Annotated in this window: 16 protein-coding genes; 8 read left to right on the forward strand and 8 right to left on the reverse strand. The window is 67.3% G+C overall.

Going from position 1 to position 15,009, the window contains the following annotated elements:
• Positions 1-46 precede the first annotated feature (46 nt).
• The 8 genes from WDC87_RS08005 to WDC87_RS08040 form a co-directional block, all read right to left on the reverse strand.
• Entirely contained in the window at positions 47-436 is a 390-nt protein-coding gene (locus WDC87_RS08005) for a Na+/H+ antiporter subunit G (protein ID WP_005419868.1), read from the reverse strand.
• A complete protein-coding gene (locus tag WDC87_RS08010) occupies positions 433-717 on the reverse strand; it encodes a K+/H+ antiporter subunit F (protein WP_005411334.1) in 285 nt (94 codons plus the stop codon). The genes WDC87_RS08005 and WDC87_RS08010 overlap by 4 nt, the downstream gene beginning before the upstream one ends.
• Positions 714-1,220, reverse strand: coding sequence for a Na+/H+ antiporter subunit E (locus WDC87_RS08015; protein WP_005419867.1), 507 nt, complete (start codon positions 1,218-1,220; stop codon positions 714-716). The genes WDC87_RS08010 and WDC87_RS08015 overlap by 4 nt, the downstream gene beginning before the upstream one ends.
• On the reverse strand, positions 1,217-2,752 hold the full coding sequence (locus tag WDC87_RS08020; RefSeq protein WP_072168905.1) for a monovalent cation/H+ antiporter subunit D: 1,536 nt from the start codon (positions 2,750-2,752) through the stop codon (positions 1,217-1,219). Before WDC87_RS08020 ends, WDC87_RS08015 begins: the two co-directional genes overlap by 4 nt.
• Positions 2,749-3,141, reverse strand: a complete 393-nt coding sequence (locus tag WDC87_RS08025) for a Na+/H+ antiporter subunit C (RefSeq protein ID WP_005419863.1) — start codon at positions 3,139-3,141, stop codon at positions 2,749-2,751. Before WDC87_RS08025 ends, WDC87_RS08020 begins: the two co-directional genes overlap by 4 nt.
• The gene (locus WDC87_RS08030) at positions 3,141-5,969 is read right to left on the reverse strand and encodes a monovalent cation/H+ antiporter subunit A (RefSeq protein ID WP_072168907.1); all 2,829 of its coding nucleotides are present in this window, start codon (positions 5,967-5,969) and stop codon (positions 3,141-3,143) included. The genes WDC87_RS08025 and WDC87_RS08030 overlap by 1 nt, the downstream gene beginning before the upstream one ends.
• A gap of 331 nt (positions 5,970-6,300) precedes the next feature.
• The gene (locus tag WDC87_RS08035) at positions 6,301-6,786 is read right to left on the reverse strand and encodes an Mpo1-like protein (protein WP_053497697.1); all 486 of its coding nucleotides are present in this window, start codon (positions 6,784-6,786) and stop codon (positions 6,301-6,303) included.
• A gap of 199 nt (positions 6,787-6,985) precedes the next feature.
• Positions 6,986-7,912 carry a phosphoribosylaminoimidazolesuccinocarboxamide synthase gene (locus tag WDC87_RS08040; RefSeq protein ID WP_171956169.1) on the reverse strand — a complete coding sequence of 309 codons (927 nt, stop codon included), beginning with the start codon at positions 7,910-7,912 and terminating at the stop codon, positions 6,986-6,988.
• Positions 7,913-8,056: 144 nt separating this feature from the next.
• Between WDC87_RS08040 and WDC87_RS08045 the strand changes: the two genes are divergently transcribed.
• From WDC87_RS08045 to trpD, 8 genes are all read left to right on the forward strand, one after another.
• Positions 8,057-8,386: a DnaJ domain-containing protein gene (locus tag WDC87_RS08045; RefSeq protein ID WP_252744858.1), complete on the forward strand. Its 330-nt coding sequence runs from the start codon at positions 8,057-8,059 to the stop codon at positions 8,384-8,386.
• A 30-nt stretch (positions 8,387-8,416) separates the two neighbouring features.
• Positions 8,417-9,094 carry a ribulose-phosphate 3-epimerase gene (rpe, locus tag WDC87_RS08050; RefSeq protein WP_072168909.1) on the forward strand — a complete coding sequence of 226 codons (678 nt, stop codon included), beginning with the start codon at positions 8,417-8,419 and terminating at the stop codon, positions 9,092-9,094.
• A gap of 12 nt (positions 9,095-9,106) precedes the next feature.
• Complete coding sequence (locus WDC87_RS08055; protein WP_065178874.1) at positions 9,107-9,589, forward strand: GNAT family N-acetyltransferase; 483 nt, start codon at positions 9,107-9,109, stop codon at positions 9,587-9,589.
• A 254-nt stretch (positions 9,590-9,843) separates the two neighbouring features.
• On the forward strand, positions 9,844-10,779 hold the full coding sequence (gene yegS, locus WDC87_RS08060; protein WP_252744859.1) for a lipid kinase YegS: 936 nt from the start codon (positions 9,844-9,846) through the stop codon (positions 10,777-10,779).
• Between the two features lie 200 nt (positions 10,780-10,979).
• On the forward strand, positions 10,980-12,455 hold the full coding sequence (gene trpE, locus WDC87_RS08065; RefSeq protein ID WP_065178876.1) for an anthranilate synthase component I: 1,476 nt from the start codon (positions 10,980-10,982) through the stop codon (positions 12,453-12,455).
• Positions 12,456-12,522: 67 nt separating this feature from the next.
• Positions 12,523-13,302 (forward strand): SIMPL domain-containing protein, encoded by a 780-nt coding sequence (locus WDC87_RS08070; protein WP_088497354.1) that lies wholly within the window; start codon positions 12,523-12,525, stop codon positions 13,300-13,302.
• 2 nt (positions 13,303-13,304) lie between these two features.
• On the forward strand, positions 13,305-13,892 hold the full coding sequence (locus tag WDC87_RS08075; RefSeq protein WP_005419831.1) for an aminodeoxychorismate/anthranilate synthase component II: 588 nt from the start codon (positions 13,305-13,307) through the stop codon (positions 13,890-13,892).
• A 16-nt stretch (positions 13,893-13,908) separates the two neighbouring features.
• Complete coding sequence (trpD, locus tag WDC87_RS08080; protein ID WP_049443905.1) at positions 13,909-14,940, forward strand: anthranilate phosphoribosyltransferase; 1,032 nt, start codon at positions 13,909-13,911, stop codon at positions 14,938-14,940.
• Positions 14,941-15,009 lie beyond the last annotated feature (69 nt).

The following is a 15,009-nucleotide window of genomic DNA, read 5'->3' on the forward strand; positions in this document are numbered from 1 at the left end:
GCGGTCGGCACCTACCGGGCGTCACATTGCCGGCCAGCGGCCGGCACTACCGGTTCTGCGTGGTTTCTTCTTCCCGCACCGGTTCCGGCGGCGGCAGCTGCTCCTCGGCGGCCGGCTCGTTGCCCGGCAGGCTGGGGCGGGTCTCCATCAGCAGCGACAACGCCGCCTTGGCCATCATGTGCGCGCTGATCGGTGCGGTGATGAACAGGAACACGGTGATCAGCAGCTCGCGTGGCTGCGGGTCCTGGCCGAGGAAGATGTGGTAGCACACCGAGCACACCAGCACGCAGCCCACGCCCAGCGTGCTGGCCTTGGTCGGTGCGTGCAGGCGCTTGAAGAAGGTGGACAGCTTCACCAGGCCCAGTGCGCCGACCAGGATGAAGAAGCAGCCGAACAGCAGCAGGATCGACAGGACGATCTGGATCGCGGTGATCATTCGACGATGTCCCGGCGCAGCACGAACTTGCTCAGCACCACGGTGCTGCCGAAGCCGAGCATGGCGATGATCAGCGCCGCCTCGAAGTAGATCGGTGAGTTGAGGTACATGCCGAACAGCATCAGCTCAGCGATCGCGGTCACCGACAGCGTGTCCAGCGCGAGGATGCGGTCGGGCACGGTCGGCCCGCGCAACAGCCGCCAGGTGGCCAGCAGCATCGCCAGGCCGACCACGTGCATGCACACCACCAGGGTGGTCTGGATGACTTCAAAACCGGTCATGGGAAGATCTCCATCAACGGCGCCTCGTAACGGCGCTTGATCGTATCGATCAGGTCCTGCGGGTCCTCCAGGTGCAGCACGTGCACCAGCAGGTACTTGCGGTCGTCGCTGAGCGCGGCCGAGACCGTGCCCGGGGTCAGCGTGATCATGCTGGTCAGCGCAGCGATGCCATGGATGTTGGCGATGTCCAGCGGCAGCCAGATGAAACCGGGGTGGATGTTCTTCTCCGGCCCCAGTACCTGCAGGGCGACACGGATGTTGGACATCAGGATGTCCCACAGGGTCACGCACAGCAGTTTCGGCAACGGGCGCAGGGTGCCGATGCGGGCGAACTCGCGGTCCAGGCGTGCGGCGAACAGCGGCACCACCACGCCCAGCAGCAGGCCCAGCACGATCTGGCCGAGGGTGAAGCTGTCGGACATCAGCAGCCAGAACGCCACCACCATGATGCTCAGCATCGGCGACGGAATCAGGCGACGGAACAGGGAGCGCTGGGCGGTCATGGCTGGCGGATCTCCGGTGCAGTCGCACGCAGCTGCTGCACGTACTCGCTGGGGTGCAGCAGCTGCGCGGCGGTGGCGTCGGTGTAGCGCATCAGCGGTGCTGCGGCCAGGGTCATGCCGATGCCGTAGGCCAGCAGGATGCAGGCCGCGTACAGCTCGACCCGGCGCAGCCGCGCCTTGCGCGGTACCGGCGCTTCCGGATCGACCGGCGGCACGCGCCAGAACAGGCGGATGCCCCCCCGGGTCAGGCCCATGATCACCAGCAGGCTGCTGACCAGCACAGCGGTCCAGACCGGGGCGGTGTACTGCACCGGCATGCCGGCCAGCAGCGCAGCCTTGGCCAGGAAGCCGGACAGCGGCGGCAGGCCGGCCACCGACACCGCGCCGATCAGGAACAACACGGCGGGCGTCTCCTTGCCCGGCATCGGCGCGACCACTTCCTTGCGGTCGCTGGCGCTACCGCGACGGCGGCGGATCAGATCGGCAACCAGGAACAGCGCGGCAGCGACGAAGCTGCTGTGCGGCAGGTAGTACAGGCCAGCCGAGAGCACCTGGGGCGTGCCCACCGAGAAGGCGATGAACAGCGTGGCCGCCGACACGATCACCAGGTAGGAGATCAGCACGCGCAGGCGGGTGGCGGCCAGTGCGCCGAGGCCGCCCAGCACCAGCGTCGCGACGCCCGCCCACAACATCCAGTCGCGGCCATAGCCGGCCATCGCGCCGGCATCGTCGCCGAACCACAGCATCTGGATGCGCAGCACCGAGTACAGGCCGACCTTGGTCATGATCGCGAACAGCGCAGCCACGGCCGCCGGTGCGCGCGAATAGGCTTCCGGCAGCCACAGGTACAGCGGCATCAGCGCGGCCTTGGCGCAGAACACCAGCAGCAACAGGCCCATGGTCGCCTTCACCAGGGTCAGCTGTGCCGGCGGTACCTCGGCGATGCGCTGCGACAGCTCGGCCATGTTCAATGAGCCCAGCGAGGCATACAGCAGGCCCAGCGCGACCAGGAACAGGGTCGAGGCGGTGACGTTGAACACCACGTAGTGCAGGCCGATGCGCATGCGCAGGCCGCGGCCGCCACTGAGCAGCAGGCCGTAGGAGGCGATCAGCATCACCTCGAAGAACACAAACAGGTTGAAGATGTCGCCGGTCAGGAACGCGCCGTTGAGGCCGACCAGCTGGAACTGGAACAGCGCATGGAAGTGCGGCGCGCGGCGGTCCCAGCCCGAGCAGGCGTGCAGCAGGCAGGGAATGGCCAGCAGCAGGGTGGTCAGCAGCATCCACGCCGACAGCCGGTCGGCCACCAGTGCGATGCCCAGCCGCGACGGCCAGTCGCCAAGCAGGTAGACGTTGATTTCACCGCTGGCCGTGGTGGCAAACAGCAGCCCGACCGCCAGCGCCAGCGCCGACAGCGCGGTCCAGGCCACCGCCCGCTGCACCCTGGGGCCATAGCGGCGGTGTTCGACGAACAGCGACAGCGCCGCACCCAGCAGCGGAATCAGGATCGGCAGGATCACCAGGTGGTTCATGCGCGGTCCTCGCCCTGGCGCGGCGGCACGCGCTCATCCTGCAGGTCGTCATCCGGCTCGTGGGCATCCACGTGGTCGCTGTGGTTGTCGCTGCGGCTGCGCATGGCCAGCACAATGCTCACCGCGGTCATCGCAAAGGCGATCACGATAGCGGTCAGCACCAGCGCCTGTGGCAGCGGGTCGGTGTAGTTGCCCAGGTGGCTGTCCACGCCTTCCTGCAGCACCGGCGCCTTGCCCAGTACCACGCGGCCGCCGGCGAAGATCAGCAGGTTGGTGGCGTAGGACAGGAAGGTCATGCCGAGGATCACATCGAAGCTGCGCGCACGCAGCAGCAGGTAGATGCCGATGGCGGTCAGCACGCCGATCGCGGTAGCCAGGGCCAGTTCCATCAGTGCATCTCCCCGGTGCGTGCCGAGCGGCGTTGCAGGTCGATCTCACCCTTGCGGGCGGTGCGGGTTCGCGACGGCTTGATCGTGCCCATCATCGACAGCATCAGCATGGCGCCGCCGAACACCACCAGATAGACGCCGATGTCAAAGCCGATCGCGCTGGCCAGCGGTACGTCGCCGATCAGCGGCAGGTGCAGGTCGAGATGGCCGCTGGTCAGGAACGGCACGCCGAACAGCATCGAGGCGCTGCCGCTGAGCAGGGCGATCAGCAGGCCCATGCCGATGCAGCGGATGTAGTCGAAGCCGAAGCGCGACTCCACCGATGCAGTGCCCTGGATCACGTACTGGATCAGCAGCGGCACTGCCAATACCAGGCCGGCGATGAAGCCGCCACCCGGTGCGTTGTGCCCGCGCAGGAACAGGAAGATCGACACGGTCAGCGTCAGCGGGAACATGATCTGCGCCAGGTCGGCCGGCACCGGCAGCTTGATCGGCGGGCCGGGCATGATCTGCTCCGGTGCCATCCGCGTACGCCGCAGCAGCGCATGCACCACCAGCGCGGCGATGCCGAACACGGTGATCTCGCCGAAGGTATCGAAGCCGCGGAAGTCGACCAGGATCACGTTGACCACGTTCTGGCCGTAGGCCTCGGGCAACGCGCGGGCGAGCAGCTCGCCGGCCATGGTGTTCGGCGGCAGGGTCATCGCCGAATAGGCCAGCGCGCCAAGCCCGGCACCGGCGATGATCGCGATCACCGCGTCGCGGCGCTTGCGCCAGCGCGGCCGCTCAGGCCCGGACTGCGCAGGCAGGTAGTTCATGCCCAGCAGCATCAGCACCAGCGTCACCATCTCCACCAGCAGCTGGGTGAGGGCCAGGTCGGGCGCGGACAGGAACACGAAGGTCAGCGCCACCATCAGGCCGACGCCGCCGACCAGCAGCACCGCCAGCAGGCGCTGCTTGTAGATGCGCAGGGTGGCGACCGCGCAGGCCATCATCACCAGCCACAGGGCCCAGCCCAGCAGCGGAATCGGCTGCGGCGCGGTCCAGTTCGGCGAGGCTGGGTTGGCCACGAACGGCGCAGCGGCAACCACGATCGCCACCAGCACCAGGCCCAGCAGCATGCGCTGCAGGCTGCCATTGGCGATGCCGCTGGTCAGGCGCATGGCCAGCGCGGACACGGCGTCCAGCTGGGCGTGGAACACATTGCGGCCCGTGCTGACATTGGTCACGGCATGCAGGTTGATCAGCCTGCGCAGGCCGAAGTACAGCGCCACGCCACCGACCACGCCGATCGCGCTCATCGCCAGCGGCAGGTTGAAGCCATGCCACACCGCCAGGCTGTATTCGGGCATGGCGGTGCCGAGGATCGAGGCCGCAGCGGCGTGCAGCACCGGCGCGACGGTCAGTGCGGGTGCCACGCCCACCGCCACACAGATCACCACCAGCAGCTCCACCGGCACCTTCATCCAGCGCGGCGGCTCGTGGGGCACGCGGTCCAGGTCGTGCGGGCCAGTGCCGAAGAAGGTGTCGTGCACGAAGCGCAGGCTGTACGCCACGCCGAACACGCCTGCCAGCAACGCAGCGATCGACACCGCCGTGCGCATGATGCCCGGGCCGCCGGCCGTAATCGCTTCGGCGAACAGCATTTCCTTGGACAGGAAGCCGTTGAGCAGCGGGATCCCGGCCATCGCCAGCGAGGCGATGATCGCCAGCGCGCTGGTGAACGGCATCAGCCTGCGCAGCCCCCCCAGCTTGCGCATGTCGCGGGTGCCGGTTTCGTGGTCGATGATGCCGGCGGCCATGAACAGCGAGGCCTTGAAGGTGGCGTGGTTGAGGATGTGGAACACGCCGGCGACCACCGCCATCGGCGTGGACAGGCCGAACAGCAGGGTGATCAGGCCCAGGTGGGAAATGGTCGAGTACGCCAGCAGGCCTTTCAGGTCGTGCTGGAAGATCGCGTTCCAGGCACCGATCAGCAGGGTCAGCGCGCCGATGCCGCTGACCGTATAGAAGAACAGGTCGCTGCCGGCCAGCGCCGGATGCAGCCGCGCCAGCAGGAACACGCCGGCCTTCACCATGGTGGCCGAGTGCAGGTAGGCCGAGACCGGGGTCGGCGCTGCCATCGCGTGCGGCAGCCAGAAGTGGAACGGGAACTGCGCGCTCTTGGTGAAGATGCCGGCCAGCACCAGGAACAGGGCGTACGGATACAGCGTGCTGGCGCGGATCTGCTCGCCGGCGGCCAGCACCACATCCAGGTCGAAGCTGCCGACGATACGGCCGATCAACAGCACGCCACCGAGCAGGGCCAGGCCGCCGCCGCCGGTGATCACCAGCGCCATGCGCGCGCCTTCGCGTGCGTCCTGGCGGTGCGACCAGAAGCCGATCAGCAGGAACGAGCTGATGCTGGTCATTTCCCAGAAGATCATCAGCAACAGCAGGTTGCCCGACAGCACCATCCCCAGCATCGCGCCCATGAACAGCAGCAGGTAGCAGTAGAAGCGGTGCGCGTTGTCCTGCTGGCTCAGGTAGTAGCGCGCATACAGCACCACCAGGGCGCCGATGCCCAGCACCAGCCCGGCGAACATCCAGGCCAGCCCGTCCAGGCGCAGGGTGAAGTCCAGGCCGATCTGTGGAAGCCAGGGGACCAGGGTGCGGACCACCTGGCCATCGAGCACCGCCGGGGTCAGCCAGCCGAGGATGGCCAGCCCGCCCAACGGCGCCAGTGCCGCCAGCCAGGCAGCAGCCGAGCGCGAACTACGGGGGAAGGCCGCAACAGCCGCTGCCATCAGGAACGGCAGGGCCAGCAGCAGGGGCAGGCTGGAGAGCATGCAGGGAATCCATGATTCACGAGCAGGTCAGGGAGAATAACAGGCTGCGAAATGTCGCCGAAACCCATCAAACAGCGATCAATTGCATGTAACGTTCGCTGATTCATTTTTTCTGCGCCGCAACATCACGTTCCTGCGGTCCCTTCCGGTTGCCCTCGGGGGACACCCTACGCCCACGAAGGGACACCGCAGGCCCTGTCGCACAGGGGCTGCCGTCAATGGACGGAAGGCGGGGAGCGGGTCACCGGCGCAGGCTGGCAGGGCCGCCGTGGAGTGTGGGTGATGGAATTCGCCCGTTCAGGAAACGACGGCCGCTGTCGGCCGCCGGCGATCAGTAGCGCCAGTCGAGCTTGCGATAGAACTTGGCCATCACCCAGGCCGGGCCGATCAGCAGGTAGGTCAGGTCGGTCAGGAAGCTGGGCTTGCGGCCCTCGAACGTGTGGCCGATGAACTGCGCGATCCAGGCCACCACGAACACGCCCACCGCCAGCCAGCGCAGCGCATGCAGGCCGATCTCGGCCTCCAGCAGGCGGCACAGGCAGCCGAATACGAAGAACTGGACGAGCATGCCGATGCCCAGGGGGCGCGACAGCTTGTTGTAGAAGCACCAGGCGCTGAACATCGCGAACGCCGACCAGATGCCGTACTGGAACCAGGTGATCAGCGGCGGCAGGCACCACAGCAGGGCCACCACCGACCACAGGATCGCCGGCACCGCCACCACGTGGATGCGCTGGTTGATCACGTTGCGGTGGTCGTCGGAGTAGCTGGCGAAATAGCGGTCGATCGGCCGCGCAAGCTCGGTGGATGTCTGCATGCTGCGTCGATTCCTCGGACAACGGTAGTGCCGCCCGCGGGCCGGCAAACCAGAGCATAGCCGAGTTCGCGACGTCGCCGGCCAGCGGCCGGCACTACCAGGACCAGGCCATGCCTGGTTGCAGGTTCACCGAAGCGCCGGCCAGCGGCCGGCACTACCGAACGCGCCCCCCGCCTTTCCGGCCAGGGGCGCAGGCGGATCAGTCGACGCTGATCCCGGCCAGGCGCTGCAGCGCCTCGGCGTACTTGGCGCGGGTGCGCTCGATGATGTCGGCCGGGATGTTCGGACCCGGGGCGGTCTTGCCCCAGTCCAGCGTCTCCAGGTAATCGCGCACGAACTGCTTGTCATAGCTCGGCGGGCTGGTGCCCACTTCGTACTCGTCGGCCGGCCAGTAACGCGAGGAATCCGGCGTCAGCATCTCGTCCATGATGTACAGCCGGCCATCGGCGTCGGTACCGAACTCGAACTTGGTGTCGGCCAGTATGATGCCGCGCTCGCGGGCGTAATCGGCGGCGAACTTGTAGATGCGCAGGGTGGCGTCGCGCACCCGCTCGGCCAGTTCCGCACCGACCTGCTTCACCATCGCGTCGAAATCGATGTTCTCGTCATGGTCGCCGACTGCGGCCTTGGTCGAGGGTGTGAAGATCGGCTCGGGCAGCTGTTCGGCCTGGCGCAGGCCGTCGGGCAGGTCGATGCCGCTGACCTTGCCGGTGCGCTGGTAATCCTTCCAGCCGCTGCCGATCAGGTAGCCGCGGGCGATCGCTTCCACCGGCACCGGCTTCAGCTTGCGGGTGACCACCGCGCGCTTGGCGTACAGCGCCGGGTCCACGCCTTCGGGCAGCACGTTGGCCACGTCGATGCCGGTCAGGTGGTTGGGCATCAGGTGCGCGGTCTTGGCAAACCAGAAGTTGGAGACCTGGCAGAGCATCTCGCCCTTGCCGGGGATCGGGTCGGGCAGGACCACGTCGAACGCCGACAGGCGATCGGTGGCCACCATCAGCAGGTAGTCGCCCGGCGGGGTTCCGGCTGGCAGCCGCTCGCGCGGGATATCGAACACATCACGCACCTTGCCGCGATGGCGCAAGGGCAGGCCGGGGAGATCGGATTGCAACAGCGTGGTTGGCACGGGCACTCCTGGGGCGTTGTCGATACGGCTGCTGCCCAACGGACCCGGCGGGCCCGCTGACCAGCGGGCGGCCTAGTGTAAAGCCGTCCGGGCCCGCTGTGACGTAAAATGAGCGTCCATTTCGTCGGTCGACCCCGGAGCGCCATGCGCTGGTACGGAAAACTGCTCGGATTCATCGCCGGCGCCCTGCTGTTCCGGCCCAATCCGCTGTTCGGCGCGGTGGTCGGCCTGCTGATTGGCCACGCCTTCGATTCGGACTGGTTCCGCCTGAACAAGGAGAACCCGTACCGGGAGCTGGGGCTGACCTCCGAGGCCACCGATGCCGAGACCGAGCGCGCCTACCGCAAGCTGATCTCGCAGTACCACCCCGACAAGCTTGGCGGCGCCGCCCCCGAGCTGCAGCAGCAGGCCGAGCAGAAGTCGCGGCGGATCAATGCCGCCTACGACCGCATCAAGACCCTGCGCAAGCGCTGACCCACTTTCCCCTCGTTGCAAGGCCCGGCCATGTCCCACTGCCTCATCGCCCCCTCCATCCTGTCCGCCAACTTCGCCCGCCTCGGCGAGGAAGTCGACAACGTCCTCGCTGCCGGTGCGGACTGGGTCCACTTCGACGTGATGGACAACCACTACGTGCCGAACCTGACCATCGGCCCGATGGTCTGCCAGGCCCTGCGCAAGCACGGCGTCACCGCGCCGATCGACGTGCACCTGATGGTCGAGCCGGTGGACCGCATCATCCCGGACTTCGCCGAGGCCGGTGCCACCTACATCAGCTTCCACCCGGAGGCGAGCCGGCACGTGCACCGCACCATCCAGCTGATCCGCTCGCTGGGCTGCAAGCCGGGCATCGTGCTCAATCCGGCCACCCCGGTGGACATCCTCGACTGGGTGCTGGATGACCTGGACCTGGTGCTGCTGATGTCGGTCAACCCGGGCTTCGGCGGCCAGGCCTTCATCCCCTCGGCGCTGGACAAGCTGAAGGTGGTGCGCAAGATGATCGATGCCAGCGGCAAGGACATCCGCCTGGAGATCGACGGTGGCGTGAAGGCCGACAACATCGGTGAGATCGCCGCCGCCGGCGCCGACACCTTCGTTGCCGGTTCGGCCATTTTCAACGCCAGGACCAGCTACCAGGACGTGATCGCGCAGATGCGCGCCAACGTCGCTGCGGCACGGGGCTGAGCCATGAGTACGGTGGCCGTGTTGAACATTCGCCCGGCCACCGTGGCCGATGCTGGCCTGATCCTGCATTTCATCCGCGAGCTGGCGATCTACGAGAAGGCCGAGCATTCGGTGCAGACCGATGAGATCGGCATCGCCGAGAGCCTGTTCGGCGCCGACGCCACCGCCCGCGCGCTGATCTGCGAGGCCGACGGCGAGGCCATCGGCTATGCGGTGTACTTCTACAACTACTCCACCTGGCTGGGCCGCAAGGGCATCTACCTGGAAGACCTGTACGTCAGCCAGGAAAAGCGCGGTGCCGGTGCCGGCAAAGCGTTGCTGAAGTACATCGCACGCCAGGCCGTGGCCGAAGGCTGCGGCCGTTTCGAATGGTCGGTGCTGGACTGGAACACTCCGGCCATCGAGTTCTACACCGCCGCCGGTGCCAAACCGCAGGACGAGTGGACCGTGTACCGGCTGCAGGGGCAGGCGCTGCACGATTTCGCCAACGGGTGAGGCGTGTGGTGGGTGCGAACCGCAACCCGGTGGGTGCGAACCCTGGTTCGCACTCCCTGCGCCCCCCCCCAAAAAAAAAAGCCACGCCAATCACTGGCGTGGCCTCGCTGCATGCGTGGGAGGCTGATCCTGCCTCCATCCGTCGTCCCTGCTATGGCCTTCCATTCTCCAGCAGCTGAATGACACCTGCGTGACATTCACTGCGGACAAACAGTGCATTGCTAGCCTGTGCCGCCCTGACCTGGAAGTACCGCATGACCACCTCGCGCTGGCGCCTGATCCTCAACGGCAAATCGGCTGGCAACGATGAACTGCGCGACGCCGTGGGCCATTGGCGCGGGCAGGGCGTGCAGCTGGAGGTGCGGGTGACCTGGGAAGACGGTGACGCTGAACGCTACGTTGCCGAGGCCATCAATCATGGCGTGGACGTGATCGTGGCGGCCGGTGGCGATGGCACGCTCAGCGCGGTGGCCGAGACGTTGGCCCATCGTGAGGAACCGGCAGAAGCGCTGCCTTCGCTGGCGTTGATTCCGATGGGGACCGCCAACGACTTCGCCACGTCGGCAGGCATTCCCACCGAGCCCGGCGATGCCCTCGCGCTGATCGGCCAGGTGCCGGCACGGCCCATCGACCTGTTGCGCGTGGATGCCGATGGCACGCCCTGGTGGTGCGCCAACCTCGCCAGTGGTGGCTTCGGCACGCAGGTGACGGTGGAGACCGATGCCGGCTTGAAGAAGATGCTCGGTGGGCTGGCCTACGTGATCACCGGCATCGCCAAGCTGGGCCGCATCGAGCCGATCGCCGCGCGGCTGTCCGGCCCGGATTTCGCGTGGGAAGGTGACTTCATCGCGCTCGGCATCGGCAACGGGCGGCACGCCGGCGGTGGCCAGCAGCTGTGCCCGCAGGCACTGATCGATGATGGACTGCTGGATGTGACCGTGCTTCCGGAACTGGAAGGGGAGGTCACCGCCACCCTCGGCCAGATGCTGAAGTCCGGTACCCAGGCCGCACTGGAACAGCTGGCCACACGGGCGCGGTTGCCGTGGCTGCAGGTGGAATCCGAGCGTCCGTTGACGCTCAACCTGGACGGCGAACCGGTGCAGGCCCGTCACTTCCTCGTCGAGTGCGTGCCGGGCAGGGTGCGGATGCACCTGCCGGTCGGTTGCCCGTTGCTGGACGGGCAGGGGTAGAGTCATCGGTCCCCGCGGCCGCTGCGGGCGTCCCGTGGTTCAGTTTCCCAGGGTTCCCCTGCCGCGCAAGCTGCGATACAGTCAAGGGGTGTCCAGCCTGACGACCCCGCATACTCTTTCTTCCGCACGCCGTTGGTGGCGATGGTGGCCCGTTGCCGTCGTCCGCCCCCATAACGCTGTGTCCCGGAAGGAAAGTCGTCTTGAACTCGCACGCTCAGTTTCAGCAGCAGGCCGCTGAAGGCCACACCCACATTCCCGTCGTCCGCGAAGTGCTGTCCGACCTGGACACGCCGCTCTCGGTCTATCTGAAGCTCGCCGACGGCCCCAATACCTACCTGTTTGAATCCGTCGAAGGCGGCGAGCGCTTTGGTCGTTACTCGATCATCGGCCTGCCGGCGCGCCGCGTGTATGCCTTCCACGGCCACACGCTGACCGTGCGCGAAGACGGCCAGGTGGTGGACACCCGCGAGGTAGCCGATCCCTTCGCCGAAGTCGAGGCGCTGCGCAGCGCCCACTCGGTGCCCAAGCTGGAAGGCCTGCCGGGCTTCACCGGCGGCCTGGTCGGCTGGTTTGGCTTCGAGTGCATCGGCTACATCGAGCCGCGCCTGGCCCCGCCGGCCGGCCGTGATGAGCTGGGCACGCCGGACATCCTGCTGCTGGACTCCAACGAGCTGGCGGTATTCGACAATCTCAAGGGCCGGCTGTACCTGATCGTGCACGCCGACCCGCGTGTCGACGGTGCCTTCGAACAGGCGCAGGCGCGCCTGGACGCACTGACTGCGAAGCTGCGTGCACCGGGCGCCGGCTATCCGGCACCGCTCAACAGCGACGTGCTGGACGAATCGGATTTCGTCTCCGGCTTCACCCGCGAAGGCTTCGTCGATGCGGTCCAGCGCAGCAAGGAATACATCCGCGCCGGTGACATCTTCCAGGTAGTGCTCAGCCAGCGCCTGAGCGTGCCGTTCAAGGCGCGCCCGGTGGATGTGTACCGCGCGCTGCGCGCGTTGAATCCCTCGCCGTACATGTATTTCCTCGATGTCGGCGACCTGCAGGTGGTCGGTTCCTCGCCGGAGATCCTGGTACGCCTTCAGGATGGCGAAGTCACCGTGCGCCCGATCGCCGGCACCCGCCCGCGTGGCGCCACGCCCGAGCTGGACCTGGCACTGGAAGCCGAGCTGCTGGCCGACCCCAAGGAACGCGCCGAGCACCTGATGCTGATCGACCTCGGCCGCAACGATGCCGGGCGCGTCTCCAGGGCCGGTACCGTGGAAGTGGGCGAGCAGTTCGTGATCGAACGCTACAGCCATGTCATGCACATCGTCAGCGAAGTGACCGGGCAGCTGCAGCCGGGCCTGAGCTATGCCGACGTGCTGCGCGCCACGTTCCCGGCCGGCACGGTCAGCGGCGCGCCAAAGATCCGCGCGCTGGAAGTGATCCGCGAACTGGAACCGATCAAGCGCAACGTCTACGCCGGCAGCATCGGCTACATCGGCTGGCACGGCGATGCCGATACCGCGATCGCGATCCGCACTGCGGTCATCAAGGATGGCCGCCTGTACGTGCAGGCCGGCGCCGGCATCGTCTACGACTCGGACCCGGACAAGGAATGGGACGAGACGATGAACAAGGGCCGTGCGCTGTTCCGCGCCGTCGCCCAGGCCGCCAAGGGCCTGTGACGCTCCCCGTGCCGTGGCCTGCGCCGCGGCATCTTCCGCTGTTCCCATTGAAGACAAGGAGTACCGCATGAAGCTGCTGAGCGCATTGCTGTGGTCGTCGCTGCTGGCCACGATGGCCCCGTCCGCGTGGGCGCAGGCCAATACCATCCCCTCGCAGCCGCATCTGCTGGTGAAGGGGCAGGGTACCCGCACGGTGATGCCCGACCGCTTCGGCCTGCAGTTGAACATCGAAGAGACCGACATGGACGCCGACGCCGCGCGCCGCCGCGTGCAGGACAACGTGGCGCGCGCGCTGGCGCTGTTCAAGCAGCACAAGGCGGTGGACGGCAGCGTGCGTGCGGACAACCTGCGGATCGGCCCGGCGACGCGCTATGAGCAGAACCGGCAGGTCTTCATCGGTACCCGCGTATCGCGCCAGCTGCGTGCGAGCTTCGCCAGCGTGAAGGCGATGCAGGATGTGCTGGGTGCGTTGAAGGCCGACGAGAACGTACAGGTGAGCAGCCTGGCGCCAACCTATTCGGGTGAAGTGGCGCTGCGCCGCGAACTCAAGGGTGAGGCGGCGGCCCGGACCCGCGAGTCCGCGCAGGGCCTGGCCAAGGCCTACGGCACCCGGCTGCGCGGCCTGTACAGCATTTCCGACGTAGCGCCGAACTTTGCTTATGGCATCCAGGCCGGCAGTTGGCCGAGCAGTGGGGATCTGGTGACGCCGCCTTCGCCGCCCGCGCCCGAGGCACCGATGAACAGCATCGAGACCACGGGCTCCCGCCTGCCCGAGTCGGTCGAAGCCGGCCCCATCACCTACACCGAAAACGTGTACGCCATTTTCCTGATAAGCGACGGAACCTGACCATGTTGTGGATGATCGACAACTACGACAGCTTCACCTACAACCTCGTGCAGTACCTGCAGACGCTGGGCGCCGAGGTGAAGGTGGTGCGCAACGATGCGATGAGCGTGGACGAGATCGCCGCGCAGAAGCCCGAGCGCATCGTCATCTCGCCCGGCCCGTGCACGCCCAACGAAGCGGGCGTGTCGCTGGAGCTGATCCAGCGGCTGGGCCCGACCACGCCGATCCTCGGCGTGTGCCTGGGCCACCAGGGCATCGGCCAGGTCTACGGCGGCACCGTGATCCGCGCCGGCAACATCATGCACGGCAAGACCTCGCCGATCCGCCACGAAGGCAAGGGCGTGTTCGCCGGCCTGCCGGACCGCTACCAGGCCACCCGCTACCACTCGCTGGTGGTGGACAAGAACAGTCTGCCGGACTGCCTGGAAGTGACCGCCTGGACCGAGAACGAGGACGGCTCGATCGAAGAGATCATGGGCCTGCGCCACCGCCAGTTCCCGGTGGAAGGCGTGCAGTTCCACCCCGAATCCATCCTCACCGAACACGGCCACGCCCTGCTGCGCAATTTCCTGCAGCGCCCGGCGGCCTGATCCAAGGAGCATTCCCATGAGCTTCTCCCCCCAGGAAGCCCTGCAACGCACCATCGAGCACCGCGAGATCTTCTTCGACGAGATGGTCGACCTGATGCGGCAGATCATGCGCGGCGACGTGTCGCCGATGATGACCGCCGCCATCCTCACCGGCCTGCGGGTGAAGAAGGAGACCATCGACGAGATCGCCGCCGCCGCCACGGTCATGCGCGAATTCGCGCTGGCGGTGCCGGTGGCCGACAGCACCCACCTGGTCGACATCGTCGGCACCGGTGGCGATGGCTCGCACACCTTCAACATCTCCACCTGCGCGATGTTCGTGGCGGCTGCGGCCGGTGCGCGCGTGGCCAAGCACGGCAACCGCAGCGTGTCGTCCAAGTCCGGCAGCGCCGATGCGGTCGAGGCGCTGGGCGCGGCCATCGAGCTGCAGCCAGCGCAGGTGGCCGCTGCCATCGAGCAGACCGGCATCGGCTTCATGTTCGCGCCGATCCATCATCCGTCGATGAAGGTCGTCGCGCCGGTCCGCCGCGAGATGGGCGTGCGCACCATCTTCAACATCCTTGGTCCGCTGACCAACCCCGCCAGCGCGCCGTCGGTGCTGATGGGCGTGTTCCATCCTGATCTGGTGGGTATCCAGGCGCGCGTGCTGCGCGAGCTGGGCACCGAGCGCGCCATGGTGGTCTGGGGCCGCGACAACATGGATGAGATCTCGCTCGGCGCCGGCACCCTGGTGGGCGAGTTGCGCGACGGCAAGGTGCGCGAGTACGAGATCCACCCGGAGGACTTCGGCATCGCCATGTCGGCCAGCCGCAACCTGCGCGTGGACAGCCCGGAGCAGTCCATCCAGATGCTGCGCGCGGTGCTGGACAACGAGCCCGGCCCGGCGCTGGACATCGTCGCGCTCAATGCCGGCGCCGCGCTGTATGTGGCCGGCGTGGCCAGCGACATCGGTGATGGCCTGGCCCGTGCCCGTGCTGCCATCGCCAATGGCAGCGCCCGCCAGCGCCTGCAACAGTATGTGGAGACCACCCGCGCGCTGGTTGCCTGAGCGCGCGGTTCAGCCTGACCCCGTCGATGGCCGATAATGGCCGTCCTCAGCGCCCCCGCACCGAATCGA

It is taken from the genome of Stenotrophomonas maltophilia group sp. Smal12, from assembly GCF_037079935.1.
GTDB lineage: Bacteria > Pseudomonadota > Gammaproteobacteria > Xanthomonadales > Xanthomonadaceae > Stenotrophomonas > Stenotrophomonas sepilia.